The organism is Thiomicrorhabdus heinhorstiae, assembly GCF_013391765.2.
GTDB lineage: Bacteria > Pseudomonadota > Gammaproteobacteria > Thiomicrospirales > Thiomicrospiraceae > Thiomicrorhabdus > Thiomicrorhabdus heinhorstiae.
The window spans coordinates 25,622-46,624 of sequence record NZ_JACBGI020000001.1 but is presented as its reverse complement, the minus strand read 5'-3'; the positions used below and the strand labels follow the sequence as shown (position 1 = coordinate 46,624).

Genomic DNA, 21,003 nt, shown 5'->3' with positions numbered 1-21,003 from the left:
TACACCTAACCCAGGAAGAATTATGACTATTGCAAACGACAAAGTGGCTCTTTTTGAATATGTTCTAACAGACGATGCCGGTGAACAACTTGATGCTTCGAACGGCAACCCTCTGGCATACCTTCACGGCCACGGAAACATTATCCCAGGTCTGGAAAAGCAAATGGAAGGTAAGTCAGTCGGAGATAAATTTACTGCTAAGGTTCCGGCAGCCGAAGCATACGGAGAGCGTGTCGATGTTCTGGTGCAAACCGTTCCGAGTAACATGTTCCAGGGCGTGGACACGCTAGAAGTCGGCATGCGTTTTGAAGCACAATCCGAACACGGTATGCATTCAGTAGAAATTACCGAGATTGACGGCGATCAGGTTACCGTTGACGGTAACCACCCTCTAGCCGGTGTTGATTTGACTTTCAATGTTGAAGTCACCGGACTGCGCGACGCTACCGAAGAAGAACTAGAGCATGGACATGCTCATGGACCGGGTGGTCATCACCATCACTAATCGGTTTCAATCTGAAATAGAAAAGGCGCAAATTGCGCCTTTTTTATTGTCTCGTCTCCTATACCGACCAACAATTCTAGCCATCCCGCCAGGTATTTTCCTCGGAATGACCTCCTCTTATTGGAGTAATCCACATCTGCCATAAAGAGGTTAAAATCATCACTGTCGATGCCAGTGAATACCCGAAACCGCCGATAATAACGAAATAAGCGAAATTCGGATTGATTTTAGTCAGCCACCAGGATGCGATATCGACAATCAGGAAGGCGAACGGTGTAAAGATCAATAACGCTTTTACCCAATATTTAAACCCGATCGCCATTGAGAAAATCAGACCGATAAAGAAGAAAATAAAGGAAATACCGAAAAGGTGAATGTGAGAAACACGAGTTAAGGAACTGACCGAGGCACCTTCATCAACCTTGGCACGCTCTTTCATCACTTCGTACTTGGTAATATTCGGCAAACTTGGAATATTAGCGTGACACATCGCGCATTTGGCTTCGACAATCGGCTTGATGGTGGTTTTCCACTCTTCTTCCGAAGCACCGTTACGCGCCCATTTTATCAAGGTAAAATTTTCCTGCGGTGTCGCTTTATCTTTCATGGAACCGTTTAGTTTGGCTTCAAGCTTCGACCCTTCTCGATTTCCGTAATAGCTGTACACAATATCGTCAACCGATAAACCGAACTTACCGTCTGCCATACCGTGCGTCAGCATTATCTGCGCGCCGGCCATCAGCAACCCTAAGCCGGCAACCAATAAATATCCTGTAAACAACGATTTTATCGGCAGTGACAGACTAGGCAAATTTAACCAAGTTCCTTCCCTCATGTTTTGTATCCCTTATAAATATAGCCGCTAAATAATTTTCAAGCTCGCCGTGCACCCGCCGGCAAGCAAATCTTGTCGACCTCATAAAAACTGCCTATCGGACCGACTAAAATTACTATATATAGTGAACCTTTTATATTAGACCTACCAATAAAAAAAGGTTTTGCCGCCTTATAAAAAAAATCAATAAAAGGAAAAGGCCAGTTCAGCACGGAATTTGCGAATTAAAGGCCTGCAAAAGAAAGGGAAAAACCAAAAGAATAACGCAACTGGAAAGCTCGGAGAAAACTTCCATTTTTGCTTCAGGGTTTCTCAATCAAATAGTCTTCATAGTCGAGCTTACCGTTATCGACTACTACCGGAATTGCCGTCAAACCGACACCCGCCTGCCCGACACTGCCTCGATCACCGGAAACCAGCGGATGCCAATCCGGCAAACCTTGTCCACGGTAAATCATTCGGTAGGCACAAGAATCCGGTAACCAGTCGAATTCGGCAACACGTTGCAAAGTCAATTGAACGCAGGTCGGTACATTCACCGAACGATTAGCGTAATCGGTGCAGGCGGCAGTTTGCGGATCGGAATAAGGGCAGACGACGCGAGTATAGACGATCTCGTCCGTATCCTCATCCTGTAACTTCGTCAGACAGCACAGGCCACAACCGTCACACAGCGCTTCCCATTCTTCCTGACTCATCTGTTCCAGGGATTTATGCTCCCAAAAACGCTCTTGTAAACTCATTGTTATCCTTTATTTTCGTGCTTAAAGCAGATTCCACGGAGTTTGCCATACATCTAAAACCTCAAAAGTTTCCGAACGCAGGAATTCCTTTCCTTCCTTCGGCGGCAATACCCATTGATGCAATTGTCCTTTCCATTCGAAACTTAAGGCGTAAGCATGCAAATAGCCGCGATCCCACTGACGAGCCAACTCCGCATGATGGTAGCGTTCGTCGCCGATAATCGGAGCGGAGATGCTTTTTAGCGCGACTCTTAACTGGTGAGTTTTACCGCTTAGCGGCTTCAATAGAAACAGGCGTAATCCGGGCATGACACTGTGACTGATAAAACGCGTACTTGCCGGATTATTTCGGCTCGGTGCCAATTTATAGCTGCCTCGACGAGCACGCACCATATCACCTTGAATCAACCCCTGCTTTTTTTTCGGTTTTTTATCCGACAGTGCCAGATAATACTTCTGCACCAGATGCTGGCTGAACAGCTCCTGAAACTCCCTTGCCGCAGCAACCGTTTTACCGACGATCAACAACCCGGAAGTCATCTTATCCAAGCGGTGAACCGGATAAAGTTCAGAATAACCGAGCTGTTGTTTCAGACGCCATAGAACTCCATCCTGATCCACCGCCGGAGTCGAAAAAACTTCATCGTCTGGCGAAGAATCTCCATCTTGCTCCATCTTCTCGCTGCAGGTCTCCAGCTGCATACTGATCCCCTGTGGCTTATCGACAATCAGAAAATCGGCATTTTCAAAAATGATATTCACGACTCAATGCTTTAGTTAGATCTCGAATAAAAAAGACATAATTTAAATATTAAATACAACAACTTATGCATATTACTTAAATTAAACCCCATGATATTTTCAATCACTTGTAGTAAAAAACGCCTATTGTAACGCTATCCGTCTGTCTATTTTCCGCAACCGAAAGACTATTTTTTGCAATTCAGGTTTTGCTTTAAATAATCAATAAAGCGTCGTGCTCCGACGGACAGGTAACGATTCTGCGGATAGACGATATAACCATTTAACGACTGCTGTTTGTAATCTGTAAACAGCTCGACCAAATCCCCTTCCTGCAAGGCTTTGCCTACCAGAAAGTCCGGCAGTAGAGCCAGACCCTCTCCGGCCAAAACCATCTGTTTGATAAAGTCGCCGTTATTCGAACGAATACGTCCGCCAACATTCAATTTATGCTCTTTACCGTCGGTGGAAAGCATCTGCAGGCACGTCTGATTTTCATAGATCAGAAAAGGCGCATCACCGAGCTCTTTCAGTGTTTGCGGCATGCCATATTTTTCAATATAGGCAACACCTGCACACAGTCGATGCTCGATAGAAACCATTTTACGCGCTTGCAACCGGTTCTCTTCAAGCTCGGCAATTCGAAATGCCAGATCAAAGCCTTCTTCGATTAAATCCACCTTGCGATCCGAAAAGTCGACGTCGACCTGCAATTGCGGGTTCTGTTCAACGAAATCCTTAATCAGAGGCGATAAAAAGCTCATCCCGAACGATAAGGGTAAAGACACGCGTAAACGTCCGCATAACGGTGATTCACCGGCAAAAAACACACTGTGTAAATCGTTCAGCGCTTCTTCGACCAATAAAGCTTTTTCGTAGAAGCGCTGCCCTTCCGGCGTTAACGAAGATTTACGTGTCGTCCTCTGCAACAGTTTGGTTTGCAGGCGTTTTTCCAAATCAGCCAAACGTCGACTGACCGCCGACTTTGCCAAATTAAGCTGCTCGGAAGCCTTGCTCAAACTTCCCGCTTCGACAATGCGGATAAACACTCTGATTTCTTCAAGCTGGGACATAGATTGTTCTCACCTTGCGAACAAAGTTTTACTATAACTTATCTTTATCTCATATTCATGAAAAGTTAAGCTACTTCTAAACGCAAAATAACCACAAATCGATGCCATAAAGGGAGGCTACACTTATGAGCATTCAAACACGCCGCATTCAAAATACAACCCGTGGAATTGCCGCTTCGGACGGCGCCGGAGTGCAATTGACTCGACTGTTAGGTCATCCGCAGTTAAAAAATCTCGATCCGTTTTTAATGATGGATCACTTCGCATCTGATGATCCGGATGATTATATTGCCGGCTTCCCACCCCATCCGCATCGAGGCTTCGAAACCGTCACCTATTTGTTAGCCGGTTTGATGAAGCATCAGGACAATGCCGGGCATGAAGGAGTACTAAAGGCCGGAGGAATTCAGTGGATGACTGCCGGACGCGGAATCATTCATTCGGAAATGCCGCAACAAGAAAACGGCTTGTTAAGCGGCTTCCAGCTATGGATCAATCTTCCTGCGCAATACAAAATGATCCCGGCCGCCTATCAGGAATTCGAGCCCGAGCAGATTCCACGGGAAACACGCGATGATGCGCAATTAAAGCTGATCTGCGGACAAACCTCATTCGGCAACCGTGGAGCCGTCATCAACGATTACGTCAAAGCGCAATTCTGGGATATTTCTCTTGAAGCCGAGAAAAGCTTTATCGAACCGACTTCTTCAACCGCTACTTTGATGCTCTATGTCATCGAAGGCGAGCTGGAAATCGAAGGCAATACTCTGCGATCAGGTGATTTGTCAGCTCTCTCTCAGGGAACGGAATTTAAGGCAACGGCCGGTAATACATCGGCACGTTTTTTATGGATCAGCGGTGAACCGATTCATGAATCGATTGCTCAGGCCGGACCGTTCGTCATGAACACTCAGGCTGAACTCAAACAGGCGTTCGACGATTTTAAATCCGGACGTTTTTAAAACTTCTACCCGCCGGAGTTCGACTGCAACTTTCAGCTCCGGCATTTCATCAAACCACCATAAAACTGCCATAAAGCGGTAAAAACTTCGCAACATTTCCTTTTTAAAATCAAGAAACTAACCGTTTCACCTCCCTGATTAGTAACAGAAAGGAAAAATCATGCGTTACCGTTTTATTGCCTTAAGTGCCCTATCCGTCTCCCTCGGATTACTCTCAGCCTGTAACGAAAGCGACAGCCTGTTAACCACCGATGCCGAACCGTTTGATTTAACGATTCTTCACATCAACGATCACCATTCACATCTGGAAGAAGACAGTCTGAATATCGCCATCGGCACCGATGATGTCGAATTTGCCAGCGGCGGTTTCCCTCGTGTCGTCTCCGCCTTCAAGAGTCTGGAAGCGAATGCCGACAACGTACTCAAACTGCACGCGGGCGATGCGATCACCGGAACCTTGTACTACACCCTTTTCCAGGGTGAAGCCGATGCCGCAATGATGAATCAGGTCTGCTTCGACGCTTTTGCTCTGGGTAACCACGAATTTGATTCTTCTGACGAAGGTCTAAAAACATTTTTGGATTATTTGAATCCGGCTCAAGACGCTGTCTGCCCTAAAACACCGGTTCTTGCCGCAAATATCCAACCGGCTTTGGGAACGCCTTTGTATGCCGATGCCGATCACCCCTATCTGCAGCCTTATGCGATTAAGAACTACGGCAGCCAAAAAGTCGGTATGGTGGGAATCGACATTAAGAGTAAAACCCAAAACTCTTCAAGTCCTTTAGATACCACCGAATTCCTGGATGAAGTAACCAGTGCGCAAAATGCGATTAACGAGCTTAAATCTGCCGGCGTGAACAAAATCATCCTGTTAACGCACTATCAATACGCCAATGATCAGCAATTAGCGACCCAACTGGATGGTGTCGATGTCATCGTCGGCGGCGACTCGCACACCTTGCTGGGTGATTTCAGTTCATACGGTCTGAACAGCTCGGGAGCCTATCCGACCAAAACCACTGATATTGCCGGTAATCCGGTCTGCATCGTTCAAGCCTGGCAATACGCCCAGGTCGTCGGCGAGCTGAATGTCTCTTTCGACGGCGACGGTGTCGTCACCTCTTGTGAAGGGACTCCGCACCTGCTGATTGAGCCAAGCCAAGTCAATGCGACTGATGCAACGGAAGAACAGAAAAACGAAATCAAAGCGGTAATGGCCAACATGCCGAACCTGACCTATACCGAAGCCGACAGTTCGGCTCAAGAGGTCTTGCAGGTATATCAGGATCAAAAAACCGAATTGGGTCAGCAAAAAATCGGCGAAGCCTCCGAAGACTTGTGTTTGGAGCGTATTCCTGGTCAAGGACGCAGTACTCTTTGTACCGCTGACGAAACCAAGCCGCACGGTGGAGATATTCAAACACTTGTCGCACATGCTTTCCGCAAAATGGCGCTTCGCTCCGACATCTCGATCCAGAATGCCGGTGGCGTACGTATCGATGTTCCGCAAGGCGACATCAGCATTGAAACCGCCTATACGCTGCTACCTTTCGCCAATACACTGGTTGAGCTGACCATGACCGGTAGCCAAATTAAACAAGTGTTGGAAGAAGCGGTCGATTTCGCTCTTGATGCCGACGGTTCAACCGGAGCTTACCCATACGCAGCCGGTTTGCGCTGGGATATGGATCTAAGCCAATCCTTCGGTAATCGCTTGAGCAATCTGCAATTCAAAGCTCGTGACGGCGACAGTTGGACATCATTCGATCTACAGCAGCAATACGTCGTGGTAACCAATAACTATACCGCCGGCGGTAAAGACGGATATCTGACGTTTGCCGATATCCAGGGCGACGACTACGTCGACACTTACCTGGATTACGCGCAATCTTTCGTCGATTACGTCAAAGCGGAAACCGAAGCCGGCAATACCATCGACAAATTGCCGTATTCGGAATACTCCACGCAAAACTTTACCGATACCGACGGACAGTTCTATCCGACTCTAGCACCTTAAACGCCATTTTCTTCGTTTAAGCGCATTCAAAGCCGGGCTTCGACCCGGCTTTTTGTTTTACCGGTTCGGTACACCGAGAAATAAGTTTTTGCCGGTCGACTTCTAAATGGTTAAATAATAGACGAACAACCGTTTATCTAAACTATCCCCTTTCAGGTTCAACCGTCCATGCCCGAACTGCACTTAAAAATTCTCTCCAATATCAATGAGATTTCTGCCGAAGACTGGAACCGCCTGCACGGCAGCGACAACCCGTTTATCCAGCACGCCTTTTTGCATGCGCTCGAAGATAACGACTGTGTCGGTGCTCACTACGGATGGCTTCCGAAACACTTGATCCTGTATGAGGACACGCGCCCGGTCGCTGCCATGCCGCTATACGAAAAGCACAATAACTACGGAGAATTTGTTTTCGACCATGCCTGGTCACAAGCCTGGCAGCAGTTTCATACGCCCTATTACCCGAAACTGGTAAGTGCCATTCCCTATACACCGGCGACCGGCCCCCGTCTTCTGGTTGATGCGAGTCTTGCACAACAACAACGCTTGCAACTGCGTGACCAGCTGTGGCAGTCGGCAAAAGATTTCTGCGTACAACACGATTACAGCGGACTGCATCTGCTGTTTGCCGAAGAACAACATGGCGCTGCCCCCCTGAAATCATCATTACAACGCTGCGATATCCAGTACCAATGGTTCAATCAAAATTATGCCGCCTTCGACGACTTTCTTGCTCAGCTCGCTCCCAAGAAGCGTAAAAACATTCAGCGGGAGCGCAGAGCCATCGCGCAAAGCGGAATTCATATCAAAAGATTGAACGGGCATCAGGCAACTGCCGAAGATTGGCAGGCCTTCGACCATTTTTACCAAAAAACCTTTATCGACAAATGGAGTACGCCGACATTGAATCTCGGTTTTTTCCAGCAGCTCGGGCAAAGCCTTCCCGATTCGGTGCTGCTGGTACTGGCGTATGAAGACGATCGCTGTATCGCCGGCGCGTTAATGCTGCATTCTAAGGAAACGCTCTACGGACGGCACTGGGGCTGTATCGAAGAACGAAAATTCCTGCATTTTGAAACCTGTTTCTATCAAGGAATCGAGTATGCGATCGAACAGGGAATACGACGTTTTGAACCCGGTGCCGGAGGAGAACACAAAATCGCCCGTGGTTTTATCCCGGTCAAAACCCTATCCGCCCACGAACTCGCACCGCATCCATTGGAAAGCGCCGTTGCGCGCTTTTGTAATCAGGAAGCGGAACTCATCGAAAGAGACCTTGAATACCTGTGGCAGCACAGCCCCTATAAAGACAATCAAGCATTGCGAACGATGACCAAGGATTCATACTCTATTCATAGCTATACCGAACATTCATAGTTAAACTTTAATTAGGCCTGCTTAGAAATAAAAGACAAAACAGATTATGCACTCATCATTAAAAACACCTCTACCATCACGGTTCCGCACTCTGCTGCTTGCCGTGTTTTCCGCGACACTCATGACTTTTTCTCAACTGGCGTTGGCTGAAAATCCGAGTAGTTGCAATACAACTTCGGTACACACTCTGCCTGATTTCTCGCAATGTGCTCTTCGCTGGTCAAACGAACTGGAATTGGACGCCCGGCAAAAAATCGATCTGCAAAAAGCCGACTCCAGCTTTCTTAAGGAAAGTGCCGACATCCAGAGCCAAATCGATGAACAGGAAAAGAAACTGCAACGCCAATGGCGTCTTGACGAAGCCGATGCACTGATCAGCCAGACAGGCAATACATTGGCACAAAGCCGCCATAAATTGTTTCAAGTGAAATTGAGAAATTTAGAACAGGTTAAGAAGCTGTTATCGAAGGAACAGTACAAACTGCTCCTTCGCTTAATGCAACAAGAAGACTAACTATTACCTGTAAAACAGGCCAATAATTCATTACAGATATTACTCATAATCAATTGAATTAAAAGATTATTTTTTTAACAGAATTTTATTGTAAAACGCCAAAGAAACAATAATCAGGGCAACACCGATAATCAGATACAGGGCGTAAAGCATTTGCGCCGGATCGTGCAGAGCGACCTTGAACACCACCATTAAAGCTTCGATAGACAGCGCGATGATAATGGCGGTTAAAAACTTGGTCAGCAGTTTGGCGTCATCCTTTTTATCCGAATAGGCTTTGAAAATCACTTCCCTTTCCAGCAAGGTCTTCGCCAGATCAAAAATCGCCAAGCCCATCGTTAAGGCAATAATCGGTTTAAAGACGCTTTCCAGCGTATAGTCGGCCGGGTTAAGCAACTGCATGACGTAATCGTAAAAAGCATAGCCGATCGAGATGATCGAAAAGAACATCAATGAAATGCCGATCAGCAGATAAAAGAATTTGGTGACGCTGTTAAACATTTCGTGACGTTCAACCAGTCCGAAACGCATCAGTAGCTTGACCAGATTGAAATCAAAGAAATAGTAGTAATCCTTGCAGAACAGCATTACCGTTACGCAAGACTCTCCGGTTGCCGAACTAATGTACGGCGCACTGATTGAAACGTTCTGTTCTTTTTCTTCCACCTTGGCAACCAGGTAATCGCGACTTTTACCGATTACGCTTTTCTTGCGTTTATTGTGGAAGATGTTTGCAGAGATTTGCTGGAAGCTTTTATCGGTAATGTAAACCAGCTCCAAACTCGGTAAAACATGATAAAACTGCTGAATTCTAATCTCATCGATAGAAATATATTGACCGTTATTGCGGATGGTTTCGATCAAAAACTTTTCAATGTCTCCCTTATTCAGCTCATATAACTCAATGTACTCCTTCACTTTGTACCTCCCTTCCGATTGATTTGTTTTCAACGGAACACTTCATCTCTACATAAGCAAATTCTTATCCATTTAGGCGCAAAGCACGCAAAGGCATAGATAATCAGCTATAAATAAGATCAACGAAAAGCAATATCAAAACAAAAGAGGGCGAATGCACCAGAAGGAACCCATAGAAAGACTAAAGAACCGACAAACGAAAGTGGCCGATTCAATAGCGCAAATTGAATACTCTCGATCCCGGCTTACCGCTATGTTGACTCAATTAAGATTAACGGTCGGACCATTTAAAGAAATACGAGCCCAGTGCGATAAACAAGAGAGTCATTACACTAAGAATCGCCATCGGCTGCAGCAAATCAGATAAGCCCTCACCATCAATGGTGATCGCCCGTACCGCATCCAGCATATGGGTCAAAGGCAGCAACTGAGCCAGCCACTGCAAAATCGGATGGCTGCCCTCCAGCGAGAACCAGACACCCGACAACAGCATCATCGGCCATGAAAGCAGATTCAGCAGGCCGCCTGCCAACTCTTCGGAACCGACTCGTGCCGTCACGATCAAGCTCATGGCAATCATCGACAAACTGCCGAGTATCGTCACGACCAGAAGGTCAAAATAGCTGCCGTTCATGGCAAAGCCGAGAATCCAGTGACTGACCACAAAAATAACAGCGGCCAGAAAAACCACGATAATCAAACGTGATAATAGTTGCGCCAAAATAAATTCCACCGGTTTCAGAGGCGTCGCATTCAGTCGCTTCAAATAACCGCTTTTTCGATAACGCACTATAACGAAACCGACACCGAACAAAGCACCAAACATAATATTCATACCGATTACACCGGGAACCACCCAATCTATATAACGAATCGGATGATTCTCGGTATCATGCCGTTTAAGACTATGATCGATCCCCTGCAGCAATTGCTCGAGCATATAACCGTTCGGCGAGTCCAGATTAATCCAATAACCGCGTTCCTTATGTTGCTGATCGGGATTCAGATTAAGCAGCAGATCGACTTGATGCCGTGCAACCTTACCGATGGTTCCCTGAAAATCATCCGTTGCATAAAACTCGATATGCTTGAGACCCAAAAAAGGATGCAGCTGTTCATCCATTTGCCCCGAGGGGTGATAAACCGCAACTTTAAATAGCGGCTTTCCGTCACCATAAAACGCCAATGCCAAAGCAAATACCAGGAAAAACGGCATTATCAGGTTCCATCCCAGAGAGGAACGGTCTCGGAAGAATTCCAGATTCCGGCTATGGATAAGGGTAAATAATCGTTTCAACATCGGACTAGCTGCTCTTGGTTAATCTCGGGGAGATTGCATTAATTCTAAAAACAGATCTTCCAGAGTTCTGCTGCGGATTTTCAGCCGGTCGAGATTAATCCCGGCATGCAATAACCTCTTTAAAGATTCAGTTAAATTTTTACTTAAAATTTCGACCCTATCCTCATGAAAATAATAAGTTTCAAAGGGTTTATAATCACCAATATCCGACAAAGGCAATTCAATGATACTATCACCGAAATGCTTTGCCAGTAACTCGTCTGGACTTCCTTGAGCGATAATCTTTCCTTCGGACATGATCGCGATTTCATCGCAAAGCCTATAGGCTTCTTCCATATAATGCGTCGTTAAAATCACGGTTTTCTTTGCCGCCTTGATTTTATTGATCAAATCCCAAAATTGGCGGCGGGCATGCGGATCCAACCCCGTTGTCGGTTCGTCGAGAAAAATCACTTGCGGATCGTGGACCAAAGCCAGCGCCAGCAATAGCCGTTGTCTTTGCCCTCCGGATAATTTGGATGCGTCTCGATCCAGAAAGCCGCCTAAATCACAATCTTTAATCAAGGTTTGCAGATTGGTTTGCGTACGGTAGAAACTGGCAAACAGTTTAAGATTTTCCTCTACGGTCAAAAAATCCTGCAGTGCCGTACTCTGAAACTGTATTCCCGCAAGCTGCTTGAAATCCTTATCCATCGGTGTTCCGGCAAACAGAATTTCACCCGAAGTCTGAGATTTAATCCCTTCGATCATTTCAATCGTTGTCGACTTGCCAGCTCCGTTCGGACCGAGAAGTCCAAAACAACTTCCCGGCTTAATGGCAAAACTGATGCCATCGACCGCACGCAGTTTAGGATAATTTTTGACAAGATTACGGACTTCAATAACGGGTGTCGACACGGAATCCAAACTCCAAATTTAATAGCAAAAATAATTAATTATAGATTTAACCCATATACAAACAGGTGAAGCGGACTTTTAAACCTTCTTCAGGGGCAATCGGTAATCTAACGCTTCCGGTTATCTTGATAGCTCCATGCAAAACTCACATTTAAACTCATAACCTGTATTTTATGCGTTACTTATCGCTTAAGGTTTCGCTTTAGTTAAAATTCCCACCCCGAAAACAACCAGCAGCAGGCCGGCCAAGTGATACGAAGTAAAAGGTTCATGCAATAACCAGACAGCCATTCCCATGGTCATCACCGGACCTAAAGAGCCGATAATTCCGGTTTGCGCCGGACCGATTTTGTGAATCGCTTCGGCAATCATATAGCTGGGAACCACTGTACTGAACACCGCCAGCATCACCAGCCAGAACCAGGCTTTAGACGAGACGTCCAACTGACTGAAATCATGAAACAGCCCGAAATAGAGTAAAACGAACACACTTGAAATCGACATCGCCAGACTGGTAAACATCTGACTGCCGATTTTGGAAATCACCTGCTTGCCGAAAAGAACATAAAAAGAGAAACTCAGAGCGGCAAGGAAGACCATTAAAGTACCAAAAACGGTATCCTCTCCGGAGAAATTCAACTCTTCGACAAATACCAGCATCAGTCCCGAATAAGTCATAAGCAGTGACCAGATCACCGCTCGACTTAAAGGCGTCTTGAAAAAAATCGCGCCAAGGATGGCGACCATAATCGGATAGGTGAACAAAGTCAGTCTTTCCAATTGGGCACTGATCATCTCCAAGCCTTTCAAATCCAACCAGGAAGACAGGAAATAGCCGATAAAACCAAGAAAGGCAATCATCGGCAGAAAACTGCGATAACTTCGATCATCGCTACGCTTTTGCAACCAGATAAAGATGCCAAGATAGATCGGTAGGGAAATCGCCATTCGCAGAGTGATAACCGAATCGGTATTCAATCCTTCGGCGTAGAGAAATTTGATGAAAATCGATTTTAGAGAAAACAGCGCAGTACCAAATACCGCCAACATAAAACCGATCATATGAGGGCTGTAATCCTTATCCACCCGATCAGACCTTAAGTAAATACATGAAAATCATTCAGGACGATCATCCACTTTTCGCCCTGATTTATCTTATATGAGGGTTTTGACTTAAAAATCTTCCAATCGGTCGGCTAATTTTTCTATCGCTTTGGCTGCGCAAACCTCATCCTTTTCCCCTCCAGGTGCCCCACTTACTCCCAAGGCGCCGATGCGTATGCCGTTGCTCATAATCGGCACTGCTCCAATCAGGATAAGTACGCCGTCGACATGATTCAATTCAGGACGGATATCGCCGCGTAATTCGCGGAACTGACCGGATTTGAGACCGGACATAACGGTCGCATTGGCTTTCTCTTCGGCAATCTGCATAGTGAAACGCGATGCAAAATCGTCTCTCAGTACTGCCCGCCGATTACCATGACGGTCAACCACCACCGCGCTGACCGAGAAGCCGTTTTCCCGACAGGCATAAACCGCTTCACTGGCCAAATCGCGTGCCAGCTCCATGCCGATATTCTTCTCTTCCACCACATCCGCAGCGTAAAGATTTCCGGTCGCCAATATAGCAACAGACAAGCCTAAAAACACCGCGATTTTACTCCAATTCCCTTTCATATATCCTCCTGATGGCGTTTAAAATGTCTTGTAAAACACAACAAACCAACTGTAACCAGACACATCATCTTAACGCCAATTCATTGCTTCGAGAAGGAAATAAAACGCGACCTAACTGCCGGAAACAACTCCTGACAGCCTTAAACAATACCGAGAAGTAATCGTTCCTGTGGAATTCCGTTACTCGTCAGGGATTTTAGAGTATTCTTATGTATATCCCTTGCAATAAATTCTCTTGAAACGTCAAAACCGACGCGTTTCAGTACATGACCCAGCCTTCGTGAAACGGATTCTTATGAGTTTTTTATCCTTTATCACCCTTCTGCTTATCTACCAGTTAATCGGCGAATGGGTTGTCATTCAGTGGCACTTCGCCATTCCGGGGCCGGTTATCGGCATGCTCCTGTTGTTAATGACCCTGCTATTCAGACCGCCGTTGGCAAAAGAGATGCACTTTCACGCGCACCCTTTTCTGGCGCATTTTTCACTGATGTTTATCCCGGCCGGCGTCGGCGTCATGGTCCACTGGCCCAGATTACAGGCCGAATGGTCCGCAATTCTCGCCGCATTATTGATCAGCACCCTGCTTGGTCTGCTTGTCACCGGAGGCATTATGCTGCTGCTTATGCGGCTGTTCTCAAAAAATCGCAGTGAGGAATGACCATGAATACACACTCGGCATTCTGGGTTTATCTGTCAGCCAGCCCGCTTTTCGGGCTGACCTTAACCTTAGTCTGTTATCTACTGGCCAGTCGTTTGTATAAAGCGGCACGCTACAACCCGCTTGCCAATCCGGTACCGCTCGCCATCATCGCGATTATTTGTATTCTGTGGCTTTTGGAAATTCCGTATAAAGATTACTTTTCCGGTGCGCAGTTTATCCACTTTCTTCTTGGCCCGGCAACGGTTGCTCTGGCCATCCCGCTGTATTTTCAGCTAAATGCACTGAAAACAATCTGGCTGCCTTTGATTATTTCATTGGTGATCGGCATCAGTTTTTCCGGAGTCAGCGCCTATTACATTGCGCAATGGATGGGGGCAAGCGAAGTAACGCAACTGTCGATGATTCCAAAATCCGTCACGGCTCCAATCGCGATGGGCATCAGCGAAGGTCTGGGCGGTCTGCCAAGTCTGACCGCCGTATTTGTGGTTATTACCGGAGTCATCGGCGCCGTATTCGGTACCTGGTTATTACGCAAGGTCGGAATCCGTGGCGATGCGGTCAAAGGAGTCGCCATCGGCGTCACCGCCCATGGTTTGGGAACCGCACGTGCATTTCAGGTCAATCCACAAATGGGCGCCTTTGCCGGCTTATCGATGGCGCTGGCGGCTTCTATTTCGGCCTTTATTCTTCCGTGGGTTCTGGAATGGATCCGTTAGACTCCGCGAGGTTTTCCGGCATGAAAACCATACGGATTCCGATACATGCTAAGATAAATTGAAACGACAAACCGCTTACGGGGACACGATGCGACACCCATTATCAGACAGTAAACTCAGTCATATAAAGGCCGTGTTGCTCGACTTGAGCGGTGTACTGCATGAAGGCCAGAGACGAATAGATGGTGCACTTGAAACCCTCGAATGGCTACGCCGGCAAAATTATGTGCTGCGTTTTGTCACCAATACCGCTACCCAATCCCACCGTCAAATTTACCAGAAGCTTAAACGAATGGGATTCACACTGACAGATGCGGAATTATTTACTGCTCCGCAAGCGGCCAGGCAATATCTGCTCAAACATCACCTGAATCCTTTAGCGATTATCCATCCAAACCTGAAAGAAGACTTTTCCGATCTACAGACGGACAGACCGGACTGTGTTCTTCTGGGTGACGCCCAAGATGATCTAAACTATCGAAACCTCAACCAAGCTTTTCGCCTTATCGAGCAAGGTTATCCGCTGATCGGTATAGGGAAAAACAAATATTTTATGGATGACGATGGTTTGCAACTGGATGCCGGCGCGTTTATTCACGCTTTGGAATGGGCTGGAGGATGTTCGGCAATCATTATGGGTAAACCCGACCCGCACTTCTTTGCCGAAGTGGTCGATTCGACCGGTTTTAAGGCTGATGAATGTTTGATGGTGGGTGACGATGTAGTCAGCGATGTCAAAGGAGCCTTAGACGCCGGCATCGCAGCCTGTCAGGTAAAAACCGGAAAATTTAAGGAAAGTGATCTCGATCTTTTACCGGCGAATGCCTACCTTATCGAGTCCGTTAGAGAGCTGCCGCAATTACTGCAATCCTGAATTGCTCAGAATGTCAATCGACGAAGTTGTTTTTACAGTTCGTCTTCACCGACAACACGATTTCGTCCGCTGTTTTTTGCTTTGTAGAGCGCGTCATCGGAACGTTTGATAAAAAGTTCCGGCGCTTCGTCTTTGCGATAGTGGGCAACGCCAAATGACGCGGTAATCTGCTTTAACGTCTGCTCGGACCCTTTTCGCTTGAGCTGCGCCGTTTCAATCGCTTGTCGTTTACTTTCCGCAAGCTGCACTCCATCTATAAAAGAAGTGTTTTCAAGCAAAATCACAAACTCCTCGCCACCGTAGCGACAGGTCACCTGGCCGACCAGGGCATTTTTTTTCAAAAGATTGGCAAAATAGCGCAAGATACTGTCGCCGATTAAATGGCCGTAACTGTCATTGAACTGCTTAAAATGATCGATATCGCATAAAATAAGAACCGGTGCGCGTTCATATTCGCCGTTGTTGTAGGCACGCGTATAATCTTCCAACGCAAGGTTAAAGGCTTTTCTACTGCCGATCTCGGTCAGTTCGTCTTTTAACACTTCGGCCCGCGCATCAACCAGTTTTTTTCTTAATTCACTGATTTCTTGGTAATTCGTTGTCATCTGTTGTTTGAAACTTTCGCTTAACTCCTGCATCGATGACGCGCGATGACGTACCTGATCGGCTATTTCTTTGACTTCTTCCTGCGGCAACTGATGAGTTAAACGCTCGCTGCAGTTTTGCAATTCACTGGTCTGAACTTCCAGTTTCTGCGTCCAGGACTCCATTCTTCTGGCCATAACGCTCAGCAGACGTTTTAGAGCCTGATCGAAACCGATCGCTTCATTGACATCATCGCCTTCAAAATACGTCTGATACAGCCTTCTCCCCAAACGATCGCTATAGCCGTAGGGATCGCTGAGAGCCGCATCCATTTCCTGCCTGAACTTGGGGTTGTCCCCCTTAAAGTATTGATACCAAATATAGTAGTTCAGCGGAATCGGATTGATATCCTGCTCCTGAAAGATAGCCTCGATACGACTAAAAATCTTCAGCGCTTTTTCAAACGGGTCTTGAATGTCCAATAGTGTGGCGGAGGTCGACATACTTTTAAGTCTTGTGCAAATTAAACGGGAATATCGGTCGATAGTTCGAAACGCATGAATCGAGCATTCATTTAACTATAACGGCGAAAATCCGAAAAGCCGATGAATTTTTCCATACAAAATATTTTACCCGGCCTTTACAGCATTTTCGGTAAACTTGATCCCTTTTATCAGCAGCCATAGACAGAAAGCCAATTCGGCCAGTAACGGAATCGCATAAAAGGGTTCGATAAAGGCGATACTGTCAGGGAAAACAAAGCGAGCAGTACTGCCGCACAGATAGACCATCCCAGCCGCGACAAGACCGTAACCAAGCAGCGAAGGAAAATAACTCGCTTTAACGATTAAATAACCGAGAATAAAGTTGGAAACGGCAAAGAAGATTAACCCGAGATCGTAACCGTAGCGATGAAAATCCAGAAACATAAGTGCAATCGCATTTAACTGGGCACTATCCATGGCGCTCACATAAACCGAACCGTTCAATATCAGCACAGCCGCAAAATAGTTCAGCAAATTCATCCCCAGAATCGACGCCTGCATCAAACGAAAAACCATGGCGATCAGAGCCAAAGTTCGGTCAACCGGTTTAAGAAGTACAAACAGCAGCACCGCCAGGGCGACATCACACAGCAGCATAATCGAATCGGCAACAAAGCCGAGACGGAACAGAGAGTCGGAAGTCAATATCTTCGCAACAGTCGCATCCGCGTCACCAAAAACAATCAGATTGGAACGGATAAACAGTTCGCCGCTGATACCAAAAAAGATGATGACTAAATACAACAGACCTGCCAGCCTGGCATGCACCAGAGACGGCATTTGCGTGGAATCCGAGGTCATCTCAACCCTCCGTTAATTGAAAAGCGTCTTTTGCCCGATCACACCGAATCGGCTTTAATGTGGATCGAGGATCGAAAATCCCCTCTTTGCCAGCGCCATAAATACAGCAGAACCAAAGCCCCGATATTCGGGAACCATATCCAGGGACTACTCCAGGCTATTCCGTCAAAAAAGATGTCGGAGATCGGCCAGAAAACCTGTGTCGGAAAGAACTCGGCAGTATGAAAAGGCACATCCAATAAAATATGAAACGGCCAGGCCAGCATGACAAAAGCAAGATCTTTACGCCACAGAAATACCGCTCCTATCGCAATAAAAGCGATGACCCAACTATGAAAAATAGTGTAATTGGTGACGACCCAGTCGGGAATCGCCGCTAAATCAGGGCGTCCGAAACCGGTTGTAGCAATATGCCCCGGTAACCATAATCCAAATGAAAACAGATCCGGCATGGCACCAAAGAACATCGCCAACAAAAAAGTCCCGCGCTTGCCGAACAATCCTGCCCCCCATAAGGTATGACTCAAAGTATCCATATTGAAAAACTCCCATTTCGGTTAAACCGTTGAAAGAATTATTCGGCAAATCAAGTGAAAAACAAGGTTGAGTGATTGAACTTATAGCCGTAACCAAATGCAACAAAAATATATCTATATGATTTTTATATAGTTTACATAAAAGACAAGGATTTTTTGATTACAAAATCCCTTTTAATTTGGCGATGATAAAAGGAGAAAAGAAACTGACGACTAAAACGACAACGAATAGGTCGCCTTTAAACACGTTGAAGGTTTGCAGAATGTCGATCCATGTTTTGCCGACGACAAAATGCGCAAATAAGAATTCAAAGATCAGGGTCATAATAACCCATTGAAAACCAATAATAAAATAGACTTTACGTTTGTAAATTCCAATCAGGCTGAACAGCAGATAAGCCGTAAGAAAAACAATCAAAGACAAACTCAGTCCACTCAAAGGTAATGCCGCCTTCTCCCCCAAATAGGCAATCAGCACTTTCTCGCGAAAAGCGCCGTTCGCAATTGCCAAAGCGGCAATCACCAGCCAGATAAACGATGTTTTCAGGAATAGAACGCTACTCATGGTTTATCCACCGCAAGGATTGACCGAACAAACCGTTTCAAGCAGCCGAAGCGTACTATGCTTTATCTTGCTCGATACGTTTGTCATGTTTTAATTCAAATCCCTTCAGAATAACGAATGCAATTAATACAAAAATGAAAACCACCAGATACATCCACGCCAGACTCTGCAAGGTTTCGATAATGGTTCGGTAAACCTCCAGCGTCCAGCGTTCTGCGTTCAGCACCAAAACCTCGGCGCCTTCATGCGGGGCACTGATATAACGCTCCAACTGATAAATCCTCACGCCCCCTGAAATACCGACAACGAAAGCGGCAAATTTTATATATTTGGGCCAGACATCACTGATCGGGTCCTGAATAATACGATTGAAAATCGCCACCATCGGTTTTTCAAAACTTTTGACCACACCGTACGAAACCGCGACGGCCAAAAGAAAGGTAACTAATAACAGGGTAAAAAACATAGGTCCTCCGTTTAATCTATGCGGTTTCAGCCGCTTTTACCGGCATCTGCGAAACTTATTTCAAAAGCGGATCTTTTCCCAATTATAGTCTGTAGAAGATGAAGCGCAGTTGTTTCAGCAAAGGCTAATCTGTTTAACGGCATATGCATCGCATCGCCTGTTGCCCGTTTTTGCCTTATAACTCCCCTTTCAGGTATGCCTGGCGTTCCTGCTCAGGTAACTTTTCAATTGCATAACGCAGCATGGTTCGCGGCATGTTTTTATAGTGGCGATCTAAAAACTTTTTCTCTGTCGGCTGGTCTCGCTTACCGATCTCTCTAAGCATCCAGCCGGTCGCCTTGTGAATCAGATCATGTTTATCCTTGAGGAGGTGCTCGCACAGTCGCAGAGCGTCGTAAAAATCGTCCCGCTTAATAAAATAAAAGCTGGCAATGATTGCAATTCTCCGCTCCCACAAATCATCCGACCCCACCAAGTCGTATAGAACACTTCTATCCCGATCGGATAGATAGCCGCCAACAATATGGTGCGCGGAACTATCAACCAGATCCCAGTTATTGATGCATGCCGTCGATTCGAGATATAGCCGATAAACCTGTGTTTTACCGTCCCTGTCGGCACGATTAAAACGCTCGACCAGCAGCAGTAATGCAAACAGACGGATTTCATGAAACGGTGATGCAAGCAGTAACTTGATCTCGTCTAATGGCAAATCTGCATAGCGTTTTACCTGTTTGCGTAATTCCGGTACACGAATCCCCAGGAAAAGATCGCCTTCGCCATATTGCCCTGGACCGGTTTTGAAAAAACGCTGCGAATGCTCGGCAATAGCAGCATCGGCGATGGTTTGAAGGTTCTTTACGACCTGATCGGCTCTCATAGCACTCCTCAATTTAAACCATGATCAATCCATTCGTATCAATCACTTTCCATTAACGGAAAATAGCGCATTAATCAGCGCCGGTCGCCCGTCAAACGATATCGCGAGCTCCATTCCGTTATCCGCAACATCCACATGCAGGTGCGGTTCCAAAGAATTTCCGGAGTTGCCTACTTCGGCAATTAACTGGCCGGAAAAAAACCTTTCGCCAAGAGAAACGACGACGCTTCCCTGCCTCAAATGCGCTAATAAAATCATCTTTCCGCCACAATTCAAGCGTACATAATTACCCGGCTGATGCTGTAAATCCGGCTGACCCGGAATCGTATCCGGCCGTTGATTTTCCAGAGCATCCACCCAACCCTCGCAAGGACTATAAACACGCCCGCCAAAAATTCGGTAATCAAGCAAATCAGGTGATACCATCCGCTTCGCACGATTGCCGAACCGGTTAAGCTGCACGATATCGACAGCATACTTTTGGCCCCCAAAGAATGGAATGGGTTAGACAATGGATTGCTGCCGCCATGTAAAATGGCATAGTCGCTGTTCTTTAGCGGAAAAACCAGATTGACTGCCGAAGAAAACCACAGGCGCTCGCTCAACACTGCAGCATTCGCTAAAGTAAAGCAAATCGCAAGCAAAAAAGGTACGGCAAAATGCCGGTCATTTCGACTTACCACTGACAAACCTTTTATTCCTTTCCGGAAATTACCGTCCAGCATGGCTAACGCCAAAATATCTTCGCCTTTTCGAACTTGAATCATTAATATAAATTAATCACTTTCAATTAGTTAACATAATAC

At 46.2% G+C, this 21,003-nt stretch carries 25 protein-coding genes; 8 read left to right on the top strand and 17 right to left on the bottom strand.

Features of this window, described 5'->3' with window-relative positions; all coding sequences use genetic code 11:
- The first annotated feature begins 22 nt into the window (after nucleotides 1-22).
- On the top strand, nucleotides 23-505 hold the full coding sequence (locus H8792_RS00275; protein ID WP_228766852.1) for an FKBP-type peptidyl-prolyl cis-trans isomerase: 483 nt from the start codon (nucleotides 23-25) through the stop codon (nucleotides 503-505).
- A gap of 76 nt (nucleotides 506-581) precedes the next feature.
- Here H8792_RS00275 and H8792_RS00270 read toward each other — a convergent pair whose 3' ends face one another.
- The 4 genes from H8792_RS00270 to H8792_RS00255 form a co-directional block, all read right to left on the bottom strand.
- Entirely contained in the window at nucleotides 582-1,340 is a 759-nt protein-coding gene (locus H8792_RS00270) for an elongation factor-1 alpha (protein ID WP_194947139.1), read from the bottom strand.
- Nucleotides 1,341-1,642: 302 nt separating this feature from the next.
- Nucleotides 1,643-2,083: a YcgN family cysteine cluster protein gene (locus tag H8792_RS00265; protein WP_194947138.1), complete on the bottom strand. Its 441-nt coding sequence runs from the start codon at nucleotides 2,081-2,083 to the stop codon at nucleotides 1,643-1,645.
- Between the two features lie 21 nt (nucleotides 2,084-2,104).
- On the bottom strand, nucleotides 2,105-2,845 hold the full coding sequence (locus H8792_RS00260; RefSeq protein ID WP_324187577.1) for a pseudouridine synthase: 741 nt from the start codon (nucleotides 2,843-2,845) through the stop codon (nucleotides 2,105-2,107).
- A 167-nt stretch (nucleotides 2,846-3,012) separates the two neighbouring features.
- The gene (locus H8792_RS00255) at nucleotides 3,013-3,897 is read right to left on the bottom strand and encodes a LysR family transcriptional regulator (RefSeq protein ID WP_194947137.1); all 885 of its coding nucleotides are present in this window, start codon (nucleotides 3,895-3,897) and stop codon (nucleotides 3,013-3,015) included.
- 125 nt (nucleotides 3,898-4,022) lie between these two features.
- Here H8792_RS00255 and H8792_RS00250 point away from each other — a divergent pair, with 125 nt between their 5' ends.
- From H8792_RS00250 to H8792_RS00235, 4 genes are all read left to right on the top strand, one after another.
- Nucleotides 4,023-4,859, top strand: coding sequence for a pirin family protein (locus tag H8792_RS00250; RefSeq protein WP_194947136.1), 837 nt, complete (start codon nucleotides 4,023-4,025; stop codon nucleotides 4,857-4,859).
- A 160-nt stretch (nucleotides 4,860-5,019) separates the two neighbouring features.
- The gene (gene nadN / locus H8792_RS00245; protein ID WP_194947135.1) at nucleotides 5,020-6,879 is read left to right on the top strand and encodes an NAD nucleotidase; all 1,860 of its coding nucleotides are present in this window, start codon (nucleotides 5,020-5,022) and stop codon (nucleotides 6,877-6,879) included.
- A 168-nt stretch (nucleotides 6,880-7,047) separates the two neighbouring features.
- A complete protein-coding gene (locus H8792_RS00240) occupies nucleotides 7,048-8,256 on the top strand; it encodes a GNAT family N-acetyltransferase (protein WP_194947134.1) in 1,209 nt (402 codons plus the stop codon).
- 46 nt (nucleotides 8,257-8,302) lie between these two features.
- A complete protein-coding gene (locus H8792_RS00235; RefSeq protein WP_194947133.1) occupies nucleotides 8,303-8,770 on the top strand; it encodes a hypothetical protein in 468 nt (155 codons plus the stop codon).
- A 66-nt stretch (nucleotides 8,771-8,836) separates the two neighbouring features.
- On the opposite strand, the gene H8792_RS00230 is transcribed toward H8792_RS00235, so the two are convergent.
- The 5 genes from H8792_RS00230 to H8792_RS00210 form a co-directional block, all read right to left on the bottom strand.
- Nucleotides 8,837-9,688, bottom strand: a complete 852-nt coding sequence (locus tag H8792_RS00230) for a hypothetical protein (protein WP_194947132.1) — start codon at nucleotides 9,686-9,688, stop codon at nucleotides 8,837-8,839.
- A 271-nt stretch (nucleotides 9,689-9,959) separates the two neighbouring features.
- Nucleotides 9,960-10,988, bottom strand: a complete 1,029-nt coding sequence (locus H8792_RS00225; protein ID WP_194947131.1) for an ABC transporter permease — start codon at nucleotides 10,986-10,988, stop codon at nucleotides 9,960-9,962.
- Nucleotides 10,989-11,006: 18 nt separating this feature from the next.
- On the bottom strand, nucleotides 11,007-11,885 hold the full coding sequence (locus H8792_RS00220; protein WP_324187576.1) for an ABC transporter ATP-binding protein: 879 nt from the start codon (nucleotides 11,883-11,885) through the stop codon (nucleotides 11,007-11,009).
- Nucleotides 11,886-12,074: 189 nt separating this feature from the next.
- Nucleotides 12,075-12,971, bottom strand: coding sequence for a DMT family transporter (locus tag H8792_RS00215; RefSeq protein ID WP_324187575.1), 897 nt, complete (start codon nucleotides 12,969-12,971; stop codon nucleotides 12,075-12,077).
- Nucleotides 12,972-13,058: 87 nt separating this feature from the next.
- Complete coding sequence (locus H8792_RS00210) at nucleotides 13,059-13,565, bottom strand: GlcG/HbpS family heme-binding protein (protein ID WP_194947129.1); 507 nt, start codon at nucleotides 13,563-13,565, stop codon at nucleotides 13,059-13,061.
- 295 nt (nucleotides 13,566-13,860) lie between these two features.
- Between H8792_RS00210 and H8792_RS00205 the strand changes: the two genes are divergently transcribed.
- The 3 genes from H8792_RS00205 to H8792_RS00195 all read left to right on the top strand — a co-directional run bounded on the left by H8792_RS00205 (nucleotide 13,861) and on the right by H8792_RS00195 (nucleotide 15,819).
- The gene (locus H8792_RS00205) at nucleotides 13,861-14,226 is read left to right on the top strand and encodes a CidA/LrgA family protein (protein ID WP_228766851.1); all 366 of its coding nucleotides are present in this window, start codon (nucleotides 13,861-13,863) and stop codon (nucleotides 14,224-14,226) included.
- A gap of 2 nt (nucleotides 14,227-14,228) precedes the next feature.
- Nucleotides 14,229-14,945, top strand: coding sequence for an LrgB family protein (locus H8792_RS00200; protein ID WP_194947128.1), 717 nt, complete (start codon nucleotides 14,229-14,231; stop codon nucleotides 14,943-14,945).
- A gap of 88 nt (nucleotides 14,946-15,033) precedes the next feature.
- Complete coding sequence (locus H8792_RS00195) at nucleotides 15,034-15,819, top strand: TIGR01458 family HAD-type hydrolase (RefSeq protein ID WP_194947127.1); 786 nt, start codon at nucleotides 15,034-15,036, stop codon at nucleotides 15,817-15,819.
- 32 nt (nucleotides 15,820-15,851) lie between these two features.
- Here the strand turns inward: H8792_RS00195 and H8792_RS00190 are convergent, their stop codons facing one another.
- The 8 genes from H8792_RS00190 to H8792_RS12525 all read right to left on the bottom strand — a co-directional run bounded on the left by H8792_RS00190 (nucleotide 15,852) and on the right by H8792_RS12525 (nucleotide 20,934).
- On the bottom strand, nucleotides 15,852-16,907 hold the full coding sequence (locus H8792_RS00190) for a diguanylate cyclase (RefSeq protein ID WP_194947126.1): 1,056 nt from the start codon (nucleotides 16,905-16,907) through the stop codon (nucleotides 15,852-15,854).
- A gap of 126 nt (nucleotides 16,908-17,033) precedes the next feature.
- Nucleotides 17,034-17,750 carry a DUF4386 domain-containing protein gene (locus H8792_RS00185; protein WP_194947125.1) on the bottom strand — a complete coding sequence of 239 codons (717 nt, stop codon included), beginning with the start codon at nucleotides 17,748-17,750 and terminating at the stop codon, nucleotides 17,034-17,036.
- Between the two features lie 38 nt (nucleotides 17,751-17,788).
- Nucleotides 17,789-18,286: a hypothetical protein gene (locus H8792_RS00180; protein ID WP_194947124.1), complete on the bottom strand. Its 498-nt coding sequence runs from the start codon at nucleotides 18,284-18,286 to the stop codon at nucleotides 17,789-17,791.
- A 160-nt stretch (nucleotides 18,287-18,446) separates the two neighbouring features.
- Entirely contained in the window at nucleotides 18,447-18,851 is a 405-nt protein-coding gene (locus tag H8792_RS00175; protein ID WP_194947123.1) for a hypothetical protein, read from the bottom strand.
- Nucleotides 18,852-18,906: 55 nt separating this feature from the next.
- Complete coding sequence (locus H8792_RS00170) at nucleotides 18,907-19,317, bottom strand: hypothetical protein (protein ID WP_194947122.1); 411 nt, start codon at nucleotides 19,315-19,317, stop codon at nucleotides 18,907-18,909.
- Nucleotides 19,318-19,492: 175 nt separating this feature from the next.
- Nucleotides 19,493-20,197: a DNA alkylation repair protein gene (locus H8792_RS00165; protein WP_194947121.1), complete on the bottom strand. Its 705-nt coding sequence runs from the start codon at nucleotides 20,195-20,197 to the stop codon at nucleotides 19,493-19,495.
- A gap of 42 nt (nucleotides 20,198-20,239) precedes the next feature.
- On the bottom strand, nucleotides 20,240-20,554 hold the full coding sequence (locus H8792_RS00160; RefSeq protein WP_324187582.1) for a M23 family metallopeptidase: 315 nt from the start codon (nucleotides 20,552-20,554) through the stop codon (nucleotides 20,240-20,242).
- Nucleotides 20,470-20,934: a hypothetical protein gene (locus tag H8792_RS12525; protein WP_228766886.1), complete on the bottom strand. Its 465-nt coding sequence runs from the start codon at nucleotides 20,932-20,934 to the stop codon at nucleotides 20,470-20,472. Before H8792_RS12525 ends, H8792_RS00160 begins: the two co-directional genes overlap by 85 nt.
- Between the last annotated feature and the right edge of the window lie 69 nt (nucleotides 20,935-21,003).